Annotated in this window: 14 protein-coding genes; 3 read left to right on the top strand and 11 right to left on the bottom strand. The window is 70.2% G+C overall.

Annotated elements, in window-relative coordinates; genetic code table 11:
- Positions 1-12: 12 nt before the first annotated feature.
- A complete protein-coding gene (locus tag MHZ35_RS11180; RefSeq protein WP_239435659.1) occupies positions 13-3,216 on the bottom strand; it encodes a YdbH domain-containing protein in 3,204 nt (1,067 codons plus the stop codon).
- Positions 3,217-3,308: 92 nt separating this feature from the next.
- On the opposite strand from MHZ35_RS11180, the gene radC reads away from it, so the two are divergent.
- Positions 3,309-4,007, top strand: a complete 699-nt coding sequence (gene radC / locus MHZ35_RS11175) for a RadC family protein (RefSeq protein WP_239435658.1) — start codon at positions 3,309-3,311, stop codon at positions 4,005-4,007.
- A gap of 386 nt (positions 4,008-4,393) precedes the next feature.
- On the opposite strand, the gene MHZ35_RS11170 is transcribed toward radC, so the two are convergent.
- On the bottom strand, positions 4,394-4,852 hold the full coding sequence (locus tag MHZ35_RS11170) for a hypothetical protein (RefSeq protein ID WP_239435657.1): 459 nt from the start codon (positions 4,850-4,852) through the stop codon (positions 4,394-4,396).
- Between the two features lie 206 nt (positions 4,853-5,058).
- Between MHZ35_RS11170 and purB the strand changes: the two genes are divergently transcribed.
- Positions 5,059-6,375: an adenylosuccinate lyase gene (purB, locus tag MHZ35_RS11165; protein WP_132882599.1), complete on the top strand. Its 1,317-nt coding sequence runs from the start codon at positions 5,059-5,061 to the stop codon at positions 6,373-6,375.
- Between the two features lie 106 nt (positions 6,376-6,481).
- Positions 6,482-8,659, top strand: coding sequence for a putative bifunctional diguanylate cyclase/phosphodiesterase (locus MHZ35_RS11160; RefSeq protein WP_239435656.1), 2,178 nt, complete (start codon positions 6,482-6,484; stop codon positions 8,657-8,659).
- A gap of 9 nt (positions 8,660-8,668) precedes the next feature.
- On the opposite strand, the gene MHZ35_RS11155 is transcribed toward MHZ35_RS11160, so the two are convergent.
- The 9 genes from MHZ35_RS11155 to tolR form a co-directional block, all read right to left on the bottom strand.
- On the bottom strand, positions 8,669-8,908 hold the full coding sequence (locus MHZ35_RS11155) for a CBU_0592 family membrane protein (protein ID WP_239435655.1): 240 nt from the start codon (positions 8,906-8,908) through the stop codon (positions 8,669-8,671).
- Between the two features lie 88 nt (positions 8,909-8,996).
- The gene (locus MHZ35_RS11150) at positions 8,997-9,263 is read right to left on the bottom strand and encodes a hypothetical protein (protein ID WP_239435654.1); all 267 of its coding nucleotides are present in this window, start codon (positions 9,261-9,263) and stop codon (positions 8,997-8,999) included.
- On the bottom strand, positions 9,253-9,465 hold the full coding sequence (locus MHZ35_RS11145) for a toxin-antitoxin system HicB family antitoxin (RefSeq protein ID WP_132882603.1): 213 nt from the start codon (positions 9,463-9,465) through the stop codon (positions 9,253-9,255). Before MHZ35_RS11145 ends, MHZ35_RS11150 begins: the two co-directional genes overlap by 11 nt.
- 1 nt (position 9,466) lies before the next feature.
- Positions 9,467-10,354 carry an SPFH domain-containing protein gene (locus MHZ35_RS11140; protein ID WP_239435653.1) on the bottom strand — a complete coding sequence of 296 codons (888 nt, stop codon included), beginning with the start codon at positions 10,352-10,354 and terminating at the stop codon, positions 9,467-9,469.
- A gap of 277 nt (positions 10,355-10,631) precedes the next feature.
- A complete protein-coding gene (locus MHZ35_RS11135; RefSeq protein ID WP_239435652.1) occupies positions 10,632-11,648 on the bottom strand; it encodes a mechanosensitive ion channel family protein in 1,017 nt (338 codons plus the stop codon).
- Between the two features lie 51 nt (positions 11,649-11,699).
- Entirely contained in the window at positions 11,700-12,221 is a 522-nt protein-coding gene (gene pal / locus MHZ35_RS11130; RefSeq protein WP_239435651.1) for a peptidoglycan-associated lipoprotein Pal, read from the bottom strand.
- A gap of 104 nt (positions 12,222-12,325) precedes the next feature.
- Positions 12,326-13,669, bottom strand: coding sequence for a Tol-Pal system beta propeller repeat protein TolB (tolB, locus tag MHZ35_RS11125; protein WP_125959041.1), 1,344 nt, complete (start codon positions 13,667-13,669; stop codon positions 12,326-12,328).
- Positions 13,670-13,680: 11 nt separating this feature from the next.
- The gene (locus tag MHZ35_RS11120; protein WP_125959042.1) at positions 13,681-14,667 is read right to left on the bottom strand and encodes a cell envelope biogenesis protein TolA; all 987 of its coding nucleotides are present in this window, start codon (positions 14,665-14,667) and stop codon (positions 13,681-13,683) included.
- A 28-nt stretch (positions 14,668-14,695) separates the two neighbouring features.
- Positions 14,696-15,136 carry a protein TolR gene (gene tolR / locus MHZ35_RS11115; protein WP_125959043.1) on the bottom strand — a complete coding sequence of 147 codons (441 nt, stop codon included), beginning with the start codon at positions 15,134-15,136 and terminating at the stop codon, positions 14,696-14,698.

Below are 15,136 nucleotides of genomic sequence, written 5' to 3'. Positions count from 1 at the left end.
TCATCGTGTTGTTCATGGTCTATCGTCGCTTTCCGGGGGCTGAACGGGCGGAGTCGCACCCGTCGGCGCCGACGGCTGCTGCGCGGGCGCCCCGCCCTGCTGCTCCTGCGCTTCCATCAGCGCGGGCAGGTTGCGCTCGATCAGCCGGCCCGGATCATAATAGCTCTGCACCGAGTCGATCAGCTGGCGGAAAGGCGCCTTAATCCGGACGTTGAAGACGAGCGGCAGCCGCGCGAGTCGCCGGATCAGGAAGTTGGAGCTGGTGCCCTCGCCCTGGCTCACGCCGGCAAAGCGGATCGCGGTGATCATCTCGCCCGCCAGCGGCCCGTTCATCTCCAGCGTGAGGTTGCGGTAATCGAGGCTTTTCAGCGCCTGGAACGCCAGATTGCCCCAGAAGCCGACGTCCTCCTTGGTCACTTCGCCCACATAGGCGATGTTACCGCCGCCTTCGCGCGCCACCAGCCGCCCGCCCTCGATGCGGCCGCCGCGCTGGTCGAAGATCATCGGCAGCACCCCGTCGAAGGTGCCGCTTGCGCTCAAATTCTTGAACTCGAACTCCTGGAGGAACAGGCCCGCATCCACCCCCGTCACGCGGAAGGTCATGCGCCGGTCCTTTTGCGGCGAGAAGTCGAGCACGGTCGGCTCCAGCACCATCTCGCCGCCCGCGAGCGGCCAGCGCCCGCCCTCGATCTGGATGCGCTGCTCCGGGATCAGCCGGTAGCGCAGCTGCCCGTCCTTGAACGGGATGCCCGGATTGGCCTCGCCGATGGTGAGCAGCTGGTTCGGCGCCGTCACCAGCCCCAGGAGGTCGGTGAAGTGGACCTCGCCCGAAATGCCAGTCGCGGGGCCGAACGCCGCCGCAAGCTCGGCGTCTTCGGTGCGGAACGTGCCGGTGCTGGTCACGCCCTGCCCGTTCCAGGCGATGTGCCCGTCGCCGGACACGACGGCCTTCACATCGGCGATCACGCCGAAGGTGAGCGGCGTCAGCTCCTCGGGTTGGAAGGTGTCGCCGAAGGCAATGCCCGGCACCTTGAGGTCCGCCGTGCCCGCACCCGTCCCGAGTTCGTGGGTGATCGCGACCGTCGCCACCGTCACCTGCTTGGCAGGATGCTTGAGCGTGCCCGTCGCGGTGATGGTGTTGCCCGCGAGCGTCAGCGCGACATCGTCGCTCGCCATCGTCTCGAACCGGCGCTGCTCGCCGGTCTGGGTGTCGTCCAGCTTCAGCCCGCCGGCCAGCGTCAGCACGCCGCCGGCAAAGCGCCAGTCGCCCGCCGCGCCCGACAGCAGCAGCGGCACGTTGGCGATCTGCCCGGCCGCGTCGGCAAAGCGCCCGCCGACGCCGCCACCCGCGACCCGCCCCTCCAGCCGGCCCGCATCGATCCGCGTCACCCGCTCCGGCGCACCCAGCCGGCTCTCCACGCCGTCGAGTGCAAAGTCGAGGCGGGCGAGGTCCAGCCGCCCGCCGCGCATCGCCAGCGTCACCGGCGTGCCGCCCAGCCGCCCGGCGAGACGCGTCGCACCCAGCCGCGCGCCGCCGCCCAGCCCGGCGCGGTTCACCGCCACCAGCGCCCCGCCCGTAGGACACAGCCGCAGCCGTGCAGGGTCCAGCACCAGCGAGGACACGGCCAGCCGCTGCCACGCGACGCTCGTGCAGTCGGGGTTCACGGCCACCGCGGCACCCCCGTCCCAGCGCCCCGACAGCGGCACCACCAGCCCGTCGACGCGCCCGTCCGCAAGCGGGCCGCTCAGCGTCGCCTGCGTGTCGAAGCGGGTGGTGCCGTCGCCCGCGCGGGTGAACCGCACGGGGGTGAGCGCCAGCCGCGCGCCCCCCGCCGCATAGGGCCGCACGATCGCGGTGCCGGTGACGGCGCCGCCGGGCTGCGCCTGCGCCAGCTGGACCGCCGCCTCGGGCAGGCCGCCGCCGCCGATCGTCAGCGTGCCGTTGAGCGACGCCCTGCCGTCCGGCCAGCCATAGGCGACGCCCTCGGCGCCCGAGAGCACGACCTGCGCGCCGCTCGCGGCCTGTGCCGACAGTCGCCGCACCACGACGCGCCCGCCCTTGGCGCCGTTGGTGGCGTCCAGTTCGGCGCCCGCGTCGAATCGCCGGCCTGCGGCAACGCCTGCCTTGGCGATGGCCGCCATCAGCGGCCCTACCGGCGATCCCGCGCCTGCCTCGCCCAGCCCCGCCACCTGCCGGAGCGTCGCGGCCGGCAACGCAGCGCCGCGCATTTGCGCATTGCCCTGGAAGGCCTGCTCCGCCCCGATCCGGTAGCGGCCGTCGATCGCCAGCGCCTCGCCGCCGATGCCGGCCGCGGCGAACGCACCGCTCTCCAGCGCCGCCCGCCCCTGCGTGTCACGCGCGCTGCCCGTGAAGTCGATGCGGCCCTTCACGCCGCGCACCTGCGCCCCGGCGCCCGCCACCTCGGCGGCGGCAAGCTCGGCGCGCCCCTGCCAACGATCCAGCCGCTCGCCGAGCGTCAGGTCGATCCGAGTGGCAAGCCCCGCCAGGCGGGTGTCGCCGCACGAAAGCGATCCGGCCCGCACCGGCCCTGCGATCGTCGGCCGCGCGTCGGCGATCCGGATCGCGACCGCCGCGCGCAACTGCCCGGCCGTGCACGCATCGCCGATCCCCAGCCGATCGGACACCGCCGCGAGATTGCCCGAGAACCCGTCGTCCAGCCGGCCGCTACCGGTGAGCTTCAGCCCCACCACGCCGCCCGGCGTCTCCAGCCGCATGCGCGCGTCGCCGATCTGGGCGTCGAGTTCGGGCAGCGCGAACGGCTTTCCCGAGGGGGCCGGCATCAGCTTGTCGATCGTCCCCAACGATACCTTGCCGTCGACCAGCCGGCCGCGCAGACGCACCCGCCCCACGCGCACGCCCGTCACCTCGGGCCCGCGCAGCGTCATGCGCGTGCGCAGCTCCGCCCAGTCGGCGACGAGGTCCGGGTTGCGGGGGTCGCCGATCACGACGTCGGTCAGCCGCTGGCGGCCGAAGCTGAGGTCGGTGATCTTGTAGCGGGCAGGCACGCCCCGGTCGGCGAGCGCGCGGCGCACGAAGCTGTCGGCGATCGGCCGGCGGTTGAACCACAGCGCGACCAGCGCCAGTAGCAGGACGAGCGCCACCGCCAGCGCCGCGCGCCTGCGACGCGACCAGCGCCGCCGCCCGGGCAGGTCATCCGGCGTGTCGATCGTCCCAGGCGTCACGCGGATTGCCACTCTCCCATCGCCGGCGATCGTTACGGCCCCCTCCCAGCGGGTCAAGCGCCACGATTGCGTCTGGGCTTTGCACCGCCTAGCCTCAACGCGCCATGAACGCATCCGCCCCGCCTGGGCCCAGCACCGACGGCACCGGCCACCGCGCACGCCTGCGCGGCCGGCTGCTCGACGACGGCGGGGAAGCGCTGCTCGACCATGAATTGATCGAGTATCTGCTCGCCCTGGCGATCCCGCGCCGCGACACCAAGCCGCTTGCCAAGGCGCTGCTGCACGAGTTCGGCGGGTTGGGCGGGCTGTTGTCGGCCGATCCCCGCGCCATCGCCCGCGTGCCCGGCATGGGCGACACCGCCGTCGCCGCGCTCAAGATCGCCCATGCGTCGGCGATCCGCATGCTGCGCGGCGAGATGGCGGCGCGGCCGGTGCTGTCCAATTGGCAGGCGGTGCTCGACTATCTGCACGCCGAAATGGCCTATCACCGCATCGAGCGGGTGCGCGTCCTGCACCTCAACGTCCGCAACATGCTGATCCGCGACGAACTGGTGGCGGAAGGCTCGATCGACCAGGCGCCCATCTATGCGCGCGAAGTGATCCGCCGCGCGATCGAGCTCGGCTCGGCGGCGATCATCCTGGTCCACAACCACCCCAGCGGCGACGTGACCCCCAGCCGCGCCGACATCGATCTCACCCGCATCGTGATGCAGGCGGCCAGGCACCTCGACATCGCCGTGCACGACCACATCGTCATCGGCACCCAAGGCCATACCAGCCTGCGCGCCAAGGGACTGATGTAGGGGCGGCGGGGTTCCCGCAGGTGAAGTCAGGAGAAGCGCACGCGTTGCGTACCCACGCCAGATCACCGCAACTGGGCCCCGGCCTCCGCCGGGGTACGAAGAAGGCACAAGGGTAGGAAGTCGGCGCGGGTGGACGCGTCTGATCGGCAAACCATCCCGTACCCCGGCGAAGGCCGGGGTCCAGCTGGGGGGCGTCTCAGCAGGGGCGCGGACCGTTCACCCTGCTTCCGGCAAATCTGGCGCTCCGGTCCGAATACCGACGCTCCACACCCACGGCAAAGCGCCCACTCAACAACGCAAACGGCCGCCGGACAGACGTCCGGCGGCCGGCACCGGCCCAGGGGAAAAAAGGCCGGAATGGGGTGCTTGGGTCACCCGGCGCGGGGTCAGCCCGCCGCGCTGGTCAGGAAGCTCGTCAGCTCCGCCTTGGTCACCGACTTCGACTTGTCGGTGTCGGCCTGCGCAAAGGCCTGGGTGATCCAGGTCTTCATCTGCGGGCTGTCGGCGGTGGCGCCGGGCTCCGTCGCCGAGCGCAGCGAGGCCATCCAGGCACCGAACTGCGTCTGCGTCAGCGTTTCCTTGCCGCCCGAATATTTGGGGAAATCCTGCTCGACCACCTGTGCGATCTGCGACGGGGTGGCGGCCGCGGACGACTGCGCATCCGGCGTCGATTGCGGCGCTGCCTGGGTCGTGCCCGGAGTGGTCGCCGTCGAGGGCAAGCTTTGCGGCTGCGCGCCCGGCGTACCCATTCCCGCGGACGGACTTCCCGGCGTGGTCTGGCCGGTCTGCGCCAGTGCAGGCGCAGCAACCGTCATCGCACCGATCAGAAGAATCTGCTTCAACATCTTCAGCCTCCATTTCCGATGTTTGCGCGCACCGGCACAGTGTCGGCGCAGCGCTTCTGGCTGTGAGAAGAATATAGGCATCAATTCTTGGTTTTCACCACTAGCCGGCCATCATTTAGACGACATCTTGTCGGCTTTTCCGCTCGACTCGGGGGCAAAGCGTTGGCATTCGGCGGCCAACCGAAACTCCAGACAGGCAGACCCGCATGGTTCCCCGCTACGCCCGCCCAGAGATGACCGCGATCTGGTCGCCCGAGACCCGCTTCGCCATCTGGTTCGAGATCGAGGCCCACGCCACCGATGCGCTCGCCGAACTGGGCGTGGTGCCCAAGGAAGCTGCCGCCAAGATCTGGGCGGCGCACGAAGCCGCCGGCCCGTTCGACATCGCCCGCATCGATGCGATCGAGGCGGAGACCAAGCACGACGTCATCGCCTTCCTGACCCATGTGTCGGAACGGACCGGCCCGGAAGCGCGCTTCCTGCACCAGGGCATGACCTCGTCGGACGTGCTCGACACCTGCCTGGCCGTCCAACTCGCCCGCGCGTCCGACATCCTCCTCGCCGATCTCGACCGGCTGCTCGAGGTGCTCAAGCGCCGCGCCTATGAGCACAAGCTCACGCCCACGATCGGCCGCAGCCACGGCATCCATGCCGAGCCGGTGACCTTCGGCCTCAAGATGGCCGAGGCGTACGCCGAGTTCGCCCGCAACCGCGCCCGCCTGGTGGCGGCGCGCGCGGACGTCGCCACCTGCGCGATCTCGGGCGCGGTGGGCACCTTCGCCAACATCGACCCGCGCGTCGAAGCCTATGTCGCCGACAAGCTCGGCCTCTCGGTAGAGCCCGTCTCGACCCAGGTGATCCCGCGCGATCGCCACGCGATGTTCTTCGCGACGCTGGGCGTCATCGCCTCCTCGATCGAGCGGCTCGCCACCGAAGTCCGCCACCTCCAGCGCACCGAAGTGCTCGAGGCCGAGGAATATTTCTCGCCGGGCCAGAAGGGCTCGTCGGCGATGCCGCACAAGCGCAACCCGGTCTTGACCGAGAATCTGACCGGCCTCGCCCGCATGGTCCGCAGCGCCACCATCCCGGCGATGGAGAACGTCGCACTCTGGCACGAGCGCGACATCTCGCACTCCTCGGTCGAGCGCTACATCGGCCCGGACGCGACCATCACCCTCGACTTCGCGCTCGCACGCCTCACCGGCGTGATGGACAAGCTGCTGGTCTATCCGGCCCGCATGCAGAAGAACCTCGACCGCATGGGCGGGCTGGTCCATTCGCAGCGCGTGCTGCTGGCGCTGACCCAGGCGGGCGTGTCCCGTGAGGACGCCTATCGCCTCGTCCAGCGCAACGCGATGAAGGTGTGGGAATCGGACGGCGCCCTGTCGCTGCTCGACCTGCTCAAGGCCGATCCCGAAGTCACCGCCGCGCTTTCGCCGGAGGAGATCGAGGCGCGCTTCGACCTCGACTATCACTTCAAGAACGTCGACACGATCTTCGCCCGCGTCTTCGGCGAGGCGTGATGCGCGCTGCCCGGCTGCGTTTCGCGCGGCCGGGCACGCAGCGTGGCTAACGGAACCTTAGCCTTTTGAACCGCATAGCGGTCTCCCAACGTCGGCCGGAGACCGCATGCGCCTGCCCCCGCTCCTGTGGAATGAGGAAGAACGCCTCGCGGCGCTCGCCGAATATGACGCGCTCGCGCCCGACGTGGACCTCGGGCTGGACGAGATCACCCGGCTGGCGTCGCGCGTGTTCGGCACCGCGAGCGCCGCCGTCTCCTTCGTCGCCGACGACCGGCAGGTGTTCCAGGCGGCCGTCGGCACCGACATCTCCACGACCCCGCGCGAAATCTCCTTCTGCGCGCATGCGCTCGCCGATGAGGCGGAACTGGTCGTGCTCGATGCGAGCACCGATGCTCGCTTCGCCGACAATCCGCTGGTGACCGACACGCCCTTCATCCGCTTCTATGCAGGGGCGCCGCTGCGCACGCGGGAAGGCTATGGCATCGGCACGCTGTGCCTGATCGACCCGCGCCCGCGCAGCCGCTTTACCGATGCGGATCGCGCCAACCTCTTGGCGCTTGCCGCGATCGTCATGAACCGGCTGGAGGTGCGCCGCCTGGAGATCGCGCGCAGCATCGGCCAATCGCGCTTCCACAACATCGCTGCGACCACGCCCGACGCGATCGTGGTCGCCGACCATCATGGCCGCATCAGCTTCTGGAACGCAGGGGCTGAGGCCATGTTCGGCTTCACCGCCGACGAGGCCGAGGGCCAGGACATCGACATCATCGTGCCGCCCAAGGCGCGGGGACTGCACGACGGTGGCCTCATGCGTGCCGCACACGGCGGCACCACCAAGCTGATCGGGCGCAAGGTCGAGCTGGTCGCGCTGCACAAGGACGGCCGCGAGTTCCCGATCGAGCTCTCGCTGTCCATGTGGTCGGAAGGCCCGCATGCGGCGTTCGGATCGATCATGCGCGACCTGACGGAGCGGCGCGCGGCCGAGGACCGGCTGTTCCACATGGCGCATTTCGATCCCCTGACCGAGCTTCCCAACCGCGCCGCGCTGCTCGACCGCACCTCGGCCTTGGTCGCGCGGGACGAGCCCTTCGCGCTGCTGATGCTGGACCTGGACCAGTTCAAGGACGTGAACGACACGCTCGGCCATTCGTCCGGCGACGCGGTGCTCAAGACGATCGCCGCTCGCCTGCTCGACTGCGTCCGGCCGTTCGACACGGTCGCCCGGCTGGGGGGTGACGAGTTCGCGATCCTGCTGCCGGGCGCGGATCCGCGCGCCCATGCCACCACCATCGCCGATCGGCTGACCGAGACGGTCTCGGCCCCCATCGCGCTGGAGCGGCAGGATGTGCATGTCAGCGCCAGCGTGGGCGTCACCACCTTTCCCGGCGACGGCACGGATGCGGAGGACCTGCTCTCCGCCGCCGACCTCGCCATGTACCAGGCCAAGAGCGAGGGGCGGCACTGCCAGCGCTTCTACACGCCCGCGCTGCGCAGCGCGGCCCTGCATCGCCGCGCGTTCGAGGGCGAGTTGCGCGACGCGCTCGACCAGGGCCAGTTCCGGCTCTTCTACCAGCCCCAGGTCCGGCTGGCCGACGGCGCCCTGCTCGGCGCGGAAGCGCTGCTGCGCTGGCAGCATCCCGAGCGTGGGCTGCTGACGCCCGACGCCTTCCTGCCCGCGCTGGAATCGGGGCGTCTCGCGCATGACGTGGGGCATTGGGTGCTGGAGACGGCATGCCGCCAGGCCGCCCGCTGGCATGGGGGCGCCCCCGGCTTCGTGCTGGGCATCAACCTGTTCAGCGCGCAGTTCCGGGACGGCACGCTTGCCGAGCGCGTCCGCGCCGAACTCGACCGCCACGGGCTTCCCCCCAGCGCCCTGGAGCTGGAGGTGACCGAGAACATCATCCTGCGGGAAGACGAGACCATGCTCGCCCCCCTGCGCGTGCTCCGCGACCAGGGGGTGGGCGTCGCGCTGGACGACTTCGGCACCGGCTATGCCTCGCTGAGCGTGCTGAAGCACTATCCGATCAGCCGGATCAAGATCGACCGCAGCTTCGTTCGCGACCTCGTGGACGACAAGGCCGATGCAGCGGTGGTCACCGCCATGGCGTTCCTCGGCAGCATGCTCGGAATCGAGGTCATCGCCGAGGGTGTCGAGACCGAGGCGCAGCGCGACCTGCTCGCCCAGTGCGGCTGCACAAGCGCGCAGGGCTATCTCTACGGCCGCCCGATGCCGGTCGAGGCCTTCGATGCGCTACTGCTACCGACCCCAACCCGCGCCGCCTGAGGAAGCGAGCTACGCCCGGCGGACGCGCAGCCCTGCGAGCGCGAGCAGGCCGATGCCCATCCAGATCGCATTGTTGAACACGCTCGGCAGCGCGCCGTGCGCCCAGCCGTTGATCGCCATGCCGAGCGCGCCGACGACGTTCATCAACTGATACGGCACGCCGCGCGCATCCAGCCGGCCGGTCGACAGCAGCGCGTAGGCGAGCAGGATCAGGAAGGATCCAGACCAGCCGACCACCTCGATCCACATCGCGCTTCCCCTCGCTGCCTTCGGATCCCTCTCGGATGCGGCGGCAGCAGGGGCAAGCCCTTCCGGACGCGGGTGGTGCAAAGCCCGGCTATTCGTCGTCGCCGCCCCAGCGCCACCGCCACCCGCCGCGCGTATGGGTGGCGGAGAGGGCGAGGACGGCGATCGTCAGCACGCCCACGAAGATGCCGAAGCCGATCGGATGCCCCGGCGCCACATAGTGCGACCCCAGCAGCAACAGCGCGAGGTAGCCTCCCAGCAGCACCCATCCCTGCCATGCGATCGGCCAGCCGGTGCCATAGCCGAAGCGCTTGGGGGCGAACCACAGGTCGTCGTCCCTGCTTTTCTCATTCGCCATGATCGCTCTCCTTGGGCGGCCGACCGCGGCGGACCGGCTGGGGATCGGCAAGCTTCACGCCCCGCTTCGCCAGCGCCTCGCGCAGCAGGCATTCGACCTGCGCGTTGACGCTGCGCAACTCGCCCGCAGCCGAGCGCTCGATCGCCGCATAGAGCGCGGGATCGAGGCGCAGGGGGAACGCCTTTTTCGGGGGCGCAGCCACGTTACTGGTACAGCGAGCCCGCGTTCACGACCGGCTGGGTGTCGCGCTCCGAACAGAGCACCACCATCAGGTTCGACACCATCGCCGCGCGGCGCTCGTCGTCGAGCTCGACCACGTTCTTCTCGGACAGCTGGGCGAGCGCGGTCTCGACCATTGAGACGGCACCCTCAACCAGCTTCTGGCGGGCCGCGATCACCGCCTCGGCCTGCTGGCGACGGAGCATCGCCTGGGCGATCTCCTGTGCATAGGCGAGGTGGGTCAGCCGGCATTCGTCGACCTGCACGCCCGCGCTCGCCACCCGCTCCTGCAATTCGACGCGCAGCTCCTCGCTCACCACGTCGGCGTTGCCGCGCAGCGTCATCTCCTCATGGGTGAAGTCGTCGTACGGATAGCGCGATCCGATCGCGCGCACCGCGCTCTCGATCTGCACCATCACGAACGCCTTATAGTCGTCGACGTCGAACAGCGCCTGCGCGGTGTCGGCAACGCGCCACACGACGTTGGACGCGATCTCGATCGGGTTGCCGCGCAGGTCGTTCACCTTCAGCCGCTCGGACGTGATGTTGTGGATGCGCACCGAGATCTTGGACTTGGTGAGCCACGGCCAGTTCCAGCGCAGGCCCGTCGTGCGATCGGTGCCGCGATAGTCGCCGAACAGCAGGATCGCCGCCGCCTGGTTGGGCTGGAGCAGGTAGAAGCCGCACGCCACCAGCAGCAGCGCAACCCCGGCCACGATCAGGAGGACGATGCCCCAGGGATGCACCGGCGCGTTGAGCGCCCCCACGGCACCCAGCACGATCAATCCGAGCCCGACCAGCAGCATCACGAAGCCGTTGTACGTCGTCGCCGGCCGCTCCAGGCTCTGCCGCAACACCCGATCCGATCCCATCTCCGCCTCCCTGTTAATGTGATATCACTTTTATATCAGGTCGGCAGGAACGCAAGCGGGATTGGTGCGGGACAACAAGGGGAGCGCGAGCAACCCTGGGCTCCTGCGTTGCTCAGCCCATTCCCACCCGCGAGATACTAAGAACGCCCCGCCCCGCACGACACCGTACCCCGGCGGAGGCCGGGGCCCAGTTGGGAAGGCGGTGTGGGTGCGCGAAACCGAAACGGCGCCGCAACTGGGCCCCGGCCTCCGCCGGGGGTACGCAGAGACGCAGCGCTCAGCGCTCCTCCCGCGCGCCCTCTGCGACGACGCGCTCTTCCTGCGCCCCCTCGTCGGAGGGACCTTCCCGCCGCCGAAGCCGCCGCGCGTGGGGCGGCCGTCCACCCGCAGGCCAGCCCTCGCGCTGCCGGGCACGGTCGCCGTCGGCCTCCTCGGTCTGGTCGTGGAACAGCACCATCTGGGTCGGAAACGGCAGGTCGATGCCGTGCGCGATCGCCGTCTCGTACAGCGCCAGCACCACGCGCGACCGGATGTGGACCACGCTGGTACGCTTCGATTCCGTCCACCAGCGCGCGCGCAGGGTGATGTAGTTGTCGTCCAGGCCCCAGGGCAGCACCTCGGGCGGCGGGTCCGCGACCACGCCCTCCACCTTGCGGATCGCCTCCAGGAACAGCTCGGCGGCATGGGACGGCTTGTCGCCATAGCCGATGCCGACGTCGAACTGCTCGCGCCGCACCGGAAAGGCCGTGTTGACCATCACCGGCGAGATATAGAGGTCCGCATTGGGGATGATGACGCGCCTGCCGTCATAGGTCTTGATCAGGGTCGCGCGGCTCTGGATGTGCTCGACCGTGCCCTCATAGTCCTTGATGACGATCTGGTCGCCGCGCCGGAACGGCCGCCGCATCAGCAGCAACAGGCCCGCAAACAGGTTCTGCAGGATTTCCTTGAAGGCAAAGCCGATCGCGACCGAGCCGATGCCGAGCGTCGCGAGCACGTCCGCCGGCTTGACGCTGGGAAAGACGATGGTCGCCGCCAGCAGCAGCGCGGCCACCATGACGGCGCCGAAGGCCAGCGACCCGAGCACCGCACTCAAGTCCAGCCGGTGGCGCCGTCGCCCGACCCGGCGGATGCCCCAGGCGATCGCCTTGCCGACGCCCCATGCCACCAGCAGCAGCACGATCGCGGCGACGATGTTGGGGAGCTGGAGGAAGAAGCCGTTGACCCAGGCGTGCAGCTTGGCGGTGACGAGGTCGACCGGATCGCGGATCGCAGGCGGTTGGACGGGCTTCATGCCCCGGGGGAACGCCGCCGAAACCAGCCCGGTTCCGGCGGCGGCTGGTGGTTACTGGAGGACGACGGTCACCGCGCGGCGGTTCTTCGCGTAGGAGCTCTCGTCCGAGCCGAGCGCCAGCGGACGCTCCTTGCCATAGCTGATCGTGGTGATCCGCGCCGCAGCGATGCCGCGCGCCGCCAGATAGTTGGACGCGGCGTTCGCACGGCGATCGCCCAGCGCCAGGTTGTATTCGCGGGTGCCGCGCTCGTCGGCATGGCCCTCGATGGTGATGCGCACGTTCGGGTAGCGCTGCAGCCACGATGCCTGGCTGTCCAGGATCGAGCGCGCCTGCGGGTCGATGTCGTAGCTGTCGAGCGCGAAGTTGACGGTGTCGCCCGCGACCGACTGCTGGAAGTCCTCGCGGCTGCCCGGGACCACGCCGGTGCCCGTCTGGCCGCCGGTGCCGGTGCCGTCGACCGGCGCAGCGGTCTCGCCCGGGGCGGGCGGCAGCACTTCCGGGCGCTTCTTGGCGCAGCCGGCCGTCGCCACCAGGGCCGCCGCCACGATCAACTTGCTCGTCAGTTTCGCCATCAGCTGTCTCCTCGATTACAGATGTATATTCCGCCACAACCCGATGCGGCGGCAAGTGCTAAAGCCTGGTTCTGGGACGCCCGCCCTGCGGGTGCCGGCGCCCGTCAGGGGCGCAGCGGCCCCCAGCTCGGATCCGACCCGTCGAGCGGCGTCGGGATGCGGCGGACGTTCTGCCCGGTGAGATCGACCGACCACACGTCCGCCTTGCCCGCCCCGCCCTGCGACGCGCGGAAGAAGGTGAGGACGCGGCCGTTGGGCGACCAGCTCGGCCCCTCGTCGCCCCAGGCGTCCGACAGCAGCTTCTCGCCGCCGCCCGACGGGCTCATCACGCCGATGCGGAAGCTGCCGCCGCCCTGGCGCGTGAACGCGATCAGGTCGCCGCGCGGGCTCCACGACGGGGTCGCATAGCGGCCCGATCCGAAGCTGATGCGCTGCTGGTTGGAGCCATCGGCGTTCATGACGTAGAGCTGCTGCGTGCCCGAACGATCGCTCTCGAACACGATCCGGCTGCCGTCTGGCGAATAGCTGCCGCCGGTGTCGATGCCGGGCGAGTTGGTCAGCCGCTGCGGCGTGCCGCCCGACGCCGACACGCGATAGATGTCGGTGTTCGACGCCTGCGCCATGGAGAAGATCACCCAGCGCCCGTCCGGAGAGAAGCGCGGCGCAAAGGTCAGGCTGGCGTTGCGCACCAGCAGCCGCTGCTGGCCCGATGCGATGTCATAGACATAGATCGCCGGCCGCTCGTTCTGATAGCTCATGTAGACGATCGACTGCTGGTTCGGCGCGAAGCGCGGCGTCAGCACGATCGACTGGCCGTTGGTCAGGAAGCGGTGGTTGGCGCCGTCCTGGTCCATGATCGCCAGCCGCTTGATGCGCTTGCCCTTCGGCCCCGTCTCCGAGACATAGACGATGCGGCTGTCGAAGTACGGCCCCTCGCCCGACAGGCGGGTGTAGACGGTGTCGGCGCACTTGTGGGCCGCGCGCCGCCACTCGGCCGGTGTCACCACGAAGCCCTGGCGGGTCAGCTCGGTGCGCGCGAACACGTCGTAGAGGTAGCAGCCCACCGTCAGCGTGCCGTCGCCGTTGGCGCGCACGAAGCCCTGGACCAGCGCCTGCGCCTGGGTGCCGGCCCAATAGCCGAAGTCAGGAGCGGCCGCCTGCGCGAACGGCACCGCAGCGATTCCCTGTGGACCGCGTGGGGTGAACAGGCCGGAGTTCTTGAGGTCGTTCGCCACCACCTCGGCCAGCTGGCGGCCGAGCGCGCTGGTCTGGCCGGCGGCGGTGCCGACGTCGCTTGGAGTCGGCATCACCGGCACCGCGATCGGCATCGGATCGGAGATACCGCCTTCGATGTCGACCTCGACCTGGGCATGGGCGGGCGCCGCGGCAAGGCCGAAGCTGAGGGATGCCAACGCAAGCGTGGCAAGGCGGGACAAGGGGATACGCATGGCTCTCTCCGTCAGCCGGGCAGCTTGTAGTTGATGGTGATGTTCTTCCAACCGCCTTCGTACAGCTCATCGGGCAGTTCGAAGGGGGCGCATTGGATGATTGCCGCCGCCGCGAGTTCGCCCACGCGCTGCGCATAGCGGCCGTTCTCGTCGTCGACGCCGGACTGGCCCATCAGCTTGGGACGCGCGGTCAGGCTGCCGTCCTTCGCCATCTGCAGGTTGATGCGCGAGCGGATACGGTTGGCGCCCGGCCCCGGATTGGTGATCCGGTTGGCGCAGGGCTGGACCTGGCGGCTGATCGCCGCGGCCAGGCCGGCGAGCGATTGCGCGCCGACCTGCGCCGCACGCGCGGTCTGGCCCTTGCCCTTTTCGGCTGCCGTATCGGCAAGGCTCTTGGCGAAATCGGCGCCCAGCCGCGATCCGCGCGGCTTGGCTGCCTTTGCCGCCGCGTCGGTGCCGCTGCCCTTCGCCGGCGCCGCCTTGGGCTTGGCCGCGGCTGCCGCGGGCTTGGCCGGGGCGGGCTTTGCGGCCGGCTTCGCCGCCGGCTTCGGCTCGGCCTTGGGCGCGGGCTTCGCCGGTGCCTTGGGCGCAGGCTTGGGGGCCGGGGCCGGCTTGGGCTTGGGCGGCTGCGGCCTGGGAACGGGCTTTGGTGCCGGCTGCGGCTTGGGCGCCGGCTTCGGCTCGGGCCGGGGCTCGGGCTTGGGCTGCGGCACCGGGGGCGCAGGCGCAGGCTGGGGTTCCGGCTCGGGCGCGGTCTCTTCCGGGGGCGCCGCGTCTTCCGGCGCGCCCTGCTCGGGTGCCACCGATTGGTCCGGCGCCTCGGTCTCGGCGGGCGCGGTCGATTCCAGCGCAACCTCATCCACCAGGCTGACGTCGATCGGCGGCGACATCTTCAGCTCTTTGGGCTGCTCGCCCTTCCAGACGAGCGACAGGCCGACGAACAGCAGCGCATGCCCAATCGCAGCCCCGCCCAGCGCCCATTTTTCCGTACGGCTCATCGCCGCACCTCCGTTGGCAAGCGCACGATCAGGGCGCGTCCCCCTGCGTCGACACCAGCGCCACGCGGTTCAGCCCCGCGCGGTTGAGCTCGCCCATCACCCGCATCACCCGGCCATAGTCGAGCGCGGTGTCGGCGCGCAGCATCACCTGGCGCGGCTCGGCACCGGCCGGCTGGCTGCCGACGATGCGCGCCAGCTGCTCGGGCAACGCCTGCTCGCTGACCGGCGTGTCGCCCAGATAGATGCTGCCATCGGCGGCGAGCGACAGCTGCACCGGCTCCTGCTCCTGCTCCAGCCCCTTGGCGCGGCTGTCGGGCAGGTTCACCGGCACGCCGGTGGTGAGCAGCGGCGCCGTCACCATGAAGATGATCAGCAGCACCAGCATCACGTCGACCAACGGGGTCACGTTGATCTCCGCCATCGGCGTGCGCCGGCCCTTGCCGCGGCTGGACGGAAGCTGCATCGCCAT

The organism is Sphingomonas sp. ACRSK, from assembly GCF_022346685.1.
GTDB classification, from domain to species: Bacteria; Pseudomonadota; Alphaproteobacteria; order Sphingomonadales; family Sphingomonadaceae; genus Sphingomonas; species Sphingomonas molluscorum.
The sequence above is the reverse complement of the archived record's forward strand: the minus strand, read 5'-3'. Positions and strand labels throughout refer to the sequence as shown.

Coding starts and splice junctions, on each gene's coding strand:
- radC (WP_239435658.1), top strand. CDS start 3,309: ATGAACGCATCCGCCCCGCCTGGGCCCAGCACCGACGGCACCGGCCAC.
- MHZ35_RS11170 (WP_239435657.1), bottom strand. CDS start 4,852: ATGTTGAAGCAGATTCTTCTGATCGGTGCGATGACGGTTGCTGCGCCT.
- purB (WP_132882599.1), top strand. CDS start 5,059: ATGGTTCCCCGCTACGCCCGCCCAGAGATGACCGCGATCTGGTCGCCC.
- MHZ35_RS11160 (WP_239435656.1), top strand. CDS start 6,482: ATGCGCCTGCCCCCGCTCCTGTGGAATGAGGAAGAACGCCTCGCGGCG.
- MHZ35_RS11155 (WP_239435655.1), bottom strand. CDS start 8,908: ATGTGGATCGAGGTGGTCGGCTGGTCTGGATCCTTCCTGATCCTGCTC.
- MHZ35_RS11150 (WP_239435654.1), bottom strand. CDS start 9,263: ATGGCGAATGAGAAAAGCAGGGACGACGACCTGTGGTTCGCCCCCAAG.
- MHZ35_RS11140 (WP_239435653.1), bottom strand. CDS start 10,354: ATGGGATCGGATCGGGTGTTGCGGCAGAGCCTGGAGCGGCCGGCGACG.
- MHZ35_RS11135 (WP_239435652.1), bottom strand. CDS start 11,648: ATGAAGCCCGTCCAACCGCCTGCGATCCGCGATCCGGTCGACCTCGTC.
- pal (WP_239435651.1), bottom strand. CDS start 12,221: ATGGCGAAACTGACGAGCAAGTTGATCGTGGCGGCGGCCCTGGTGGCG.
- tolB (WP_125959041.1), bottom strand. CDS start 13,669: ATGCGTATCCCCTTGTCCCGCCTTGCCACGCTTGCGTTGGCATCCCTC.
- MHZ35_RS11120 (WP_125959042.1), bottom strand. CDS start 14,667: ATGAGCCGTACGGAAAAATGGGCGCTGGGCGGGGCTGCGATTGGGCAT.
- tolR (WP_125959043.1), bottom strand. CDS start 15,136: ATGGCGATGCAGCTTCCGTCCAGCCGCGGCAAGGGCCGGCGCACGCCG.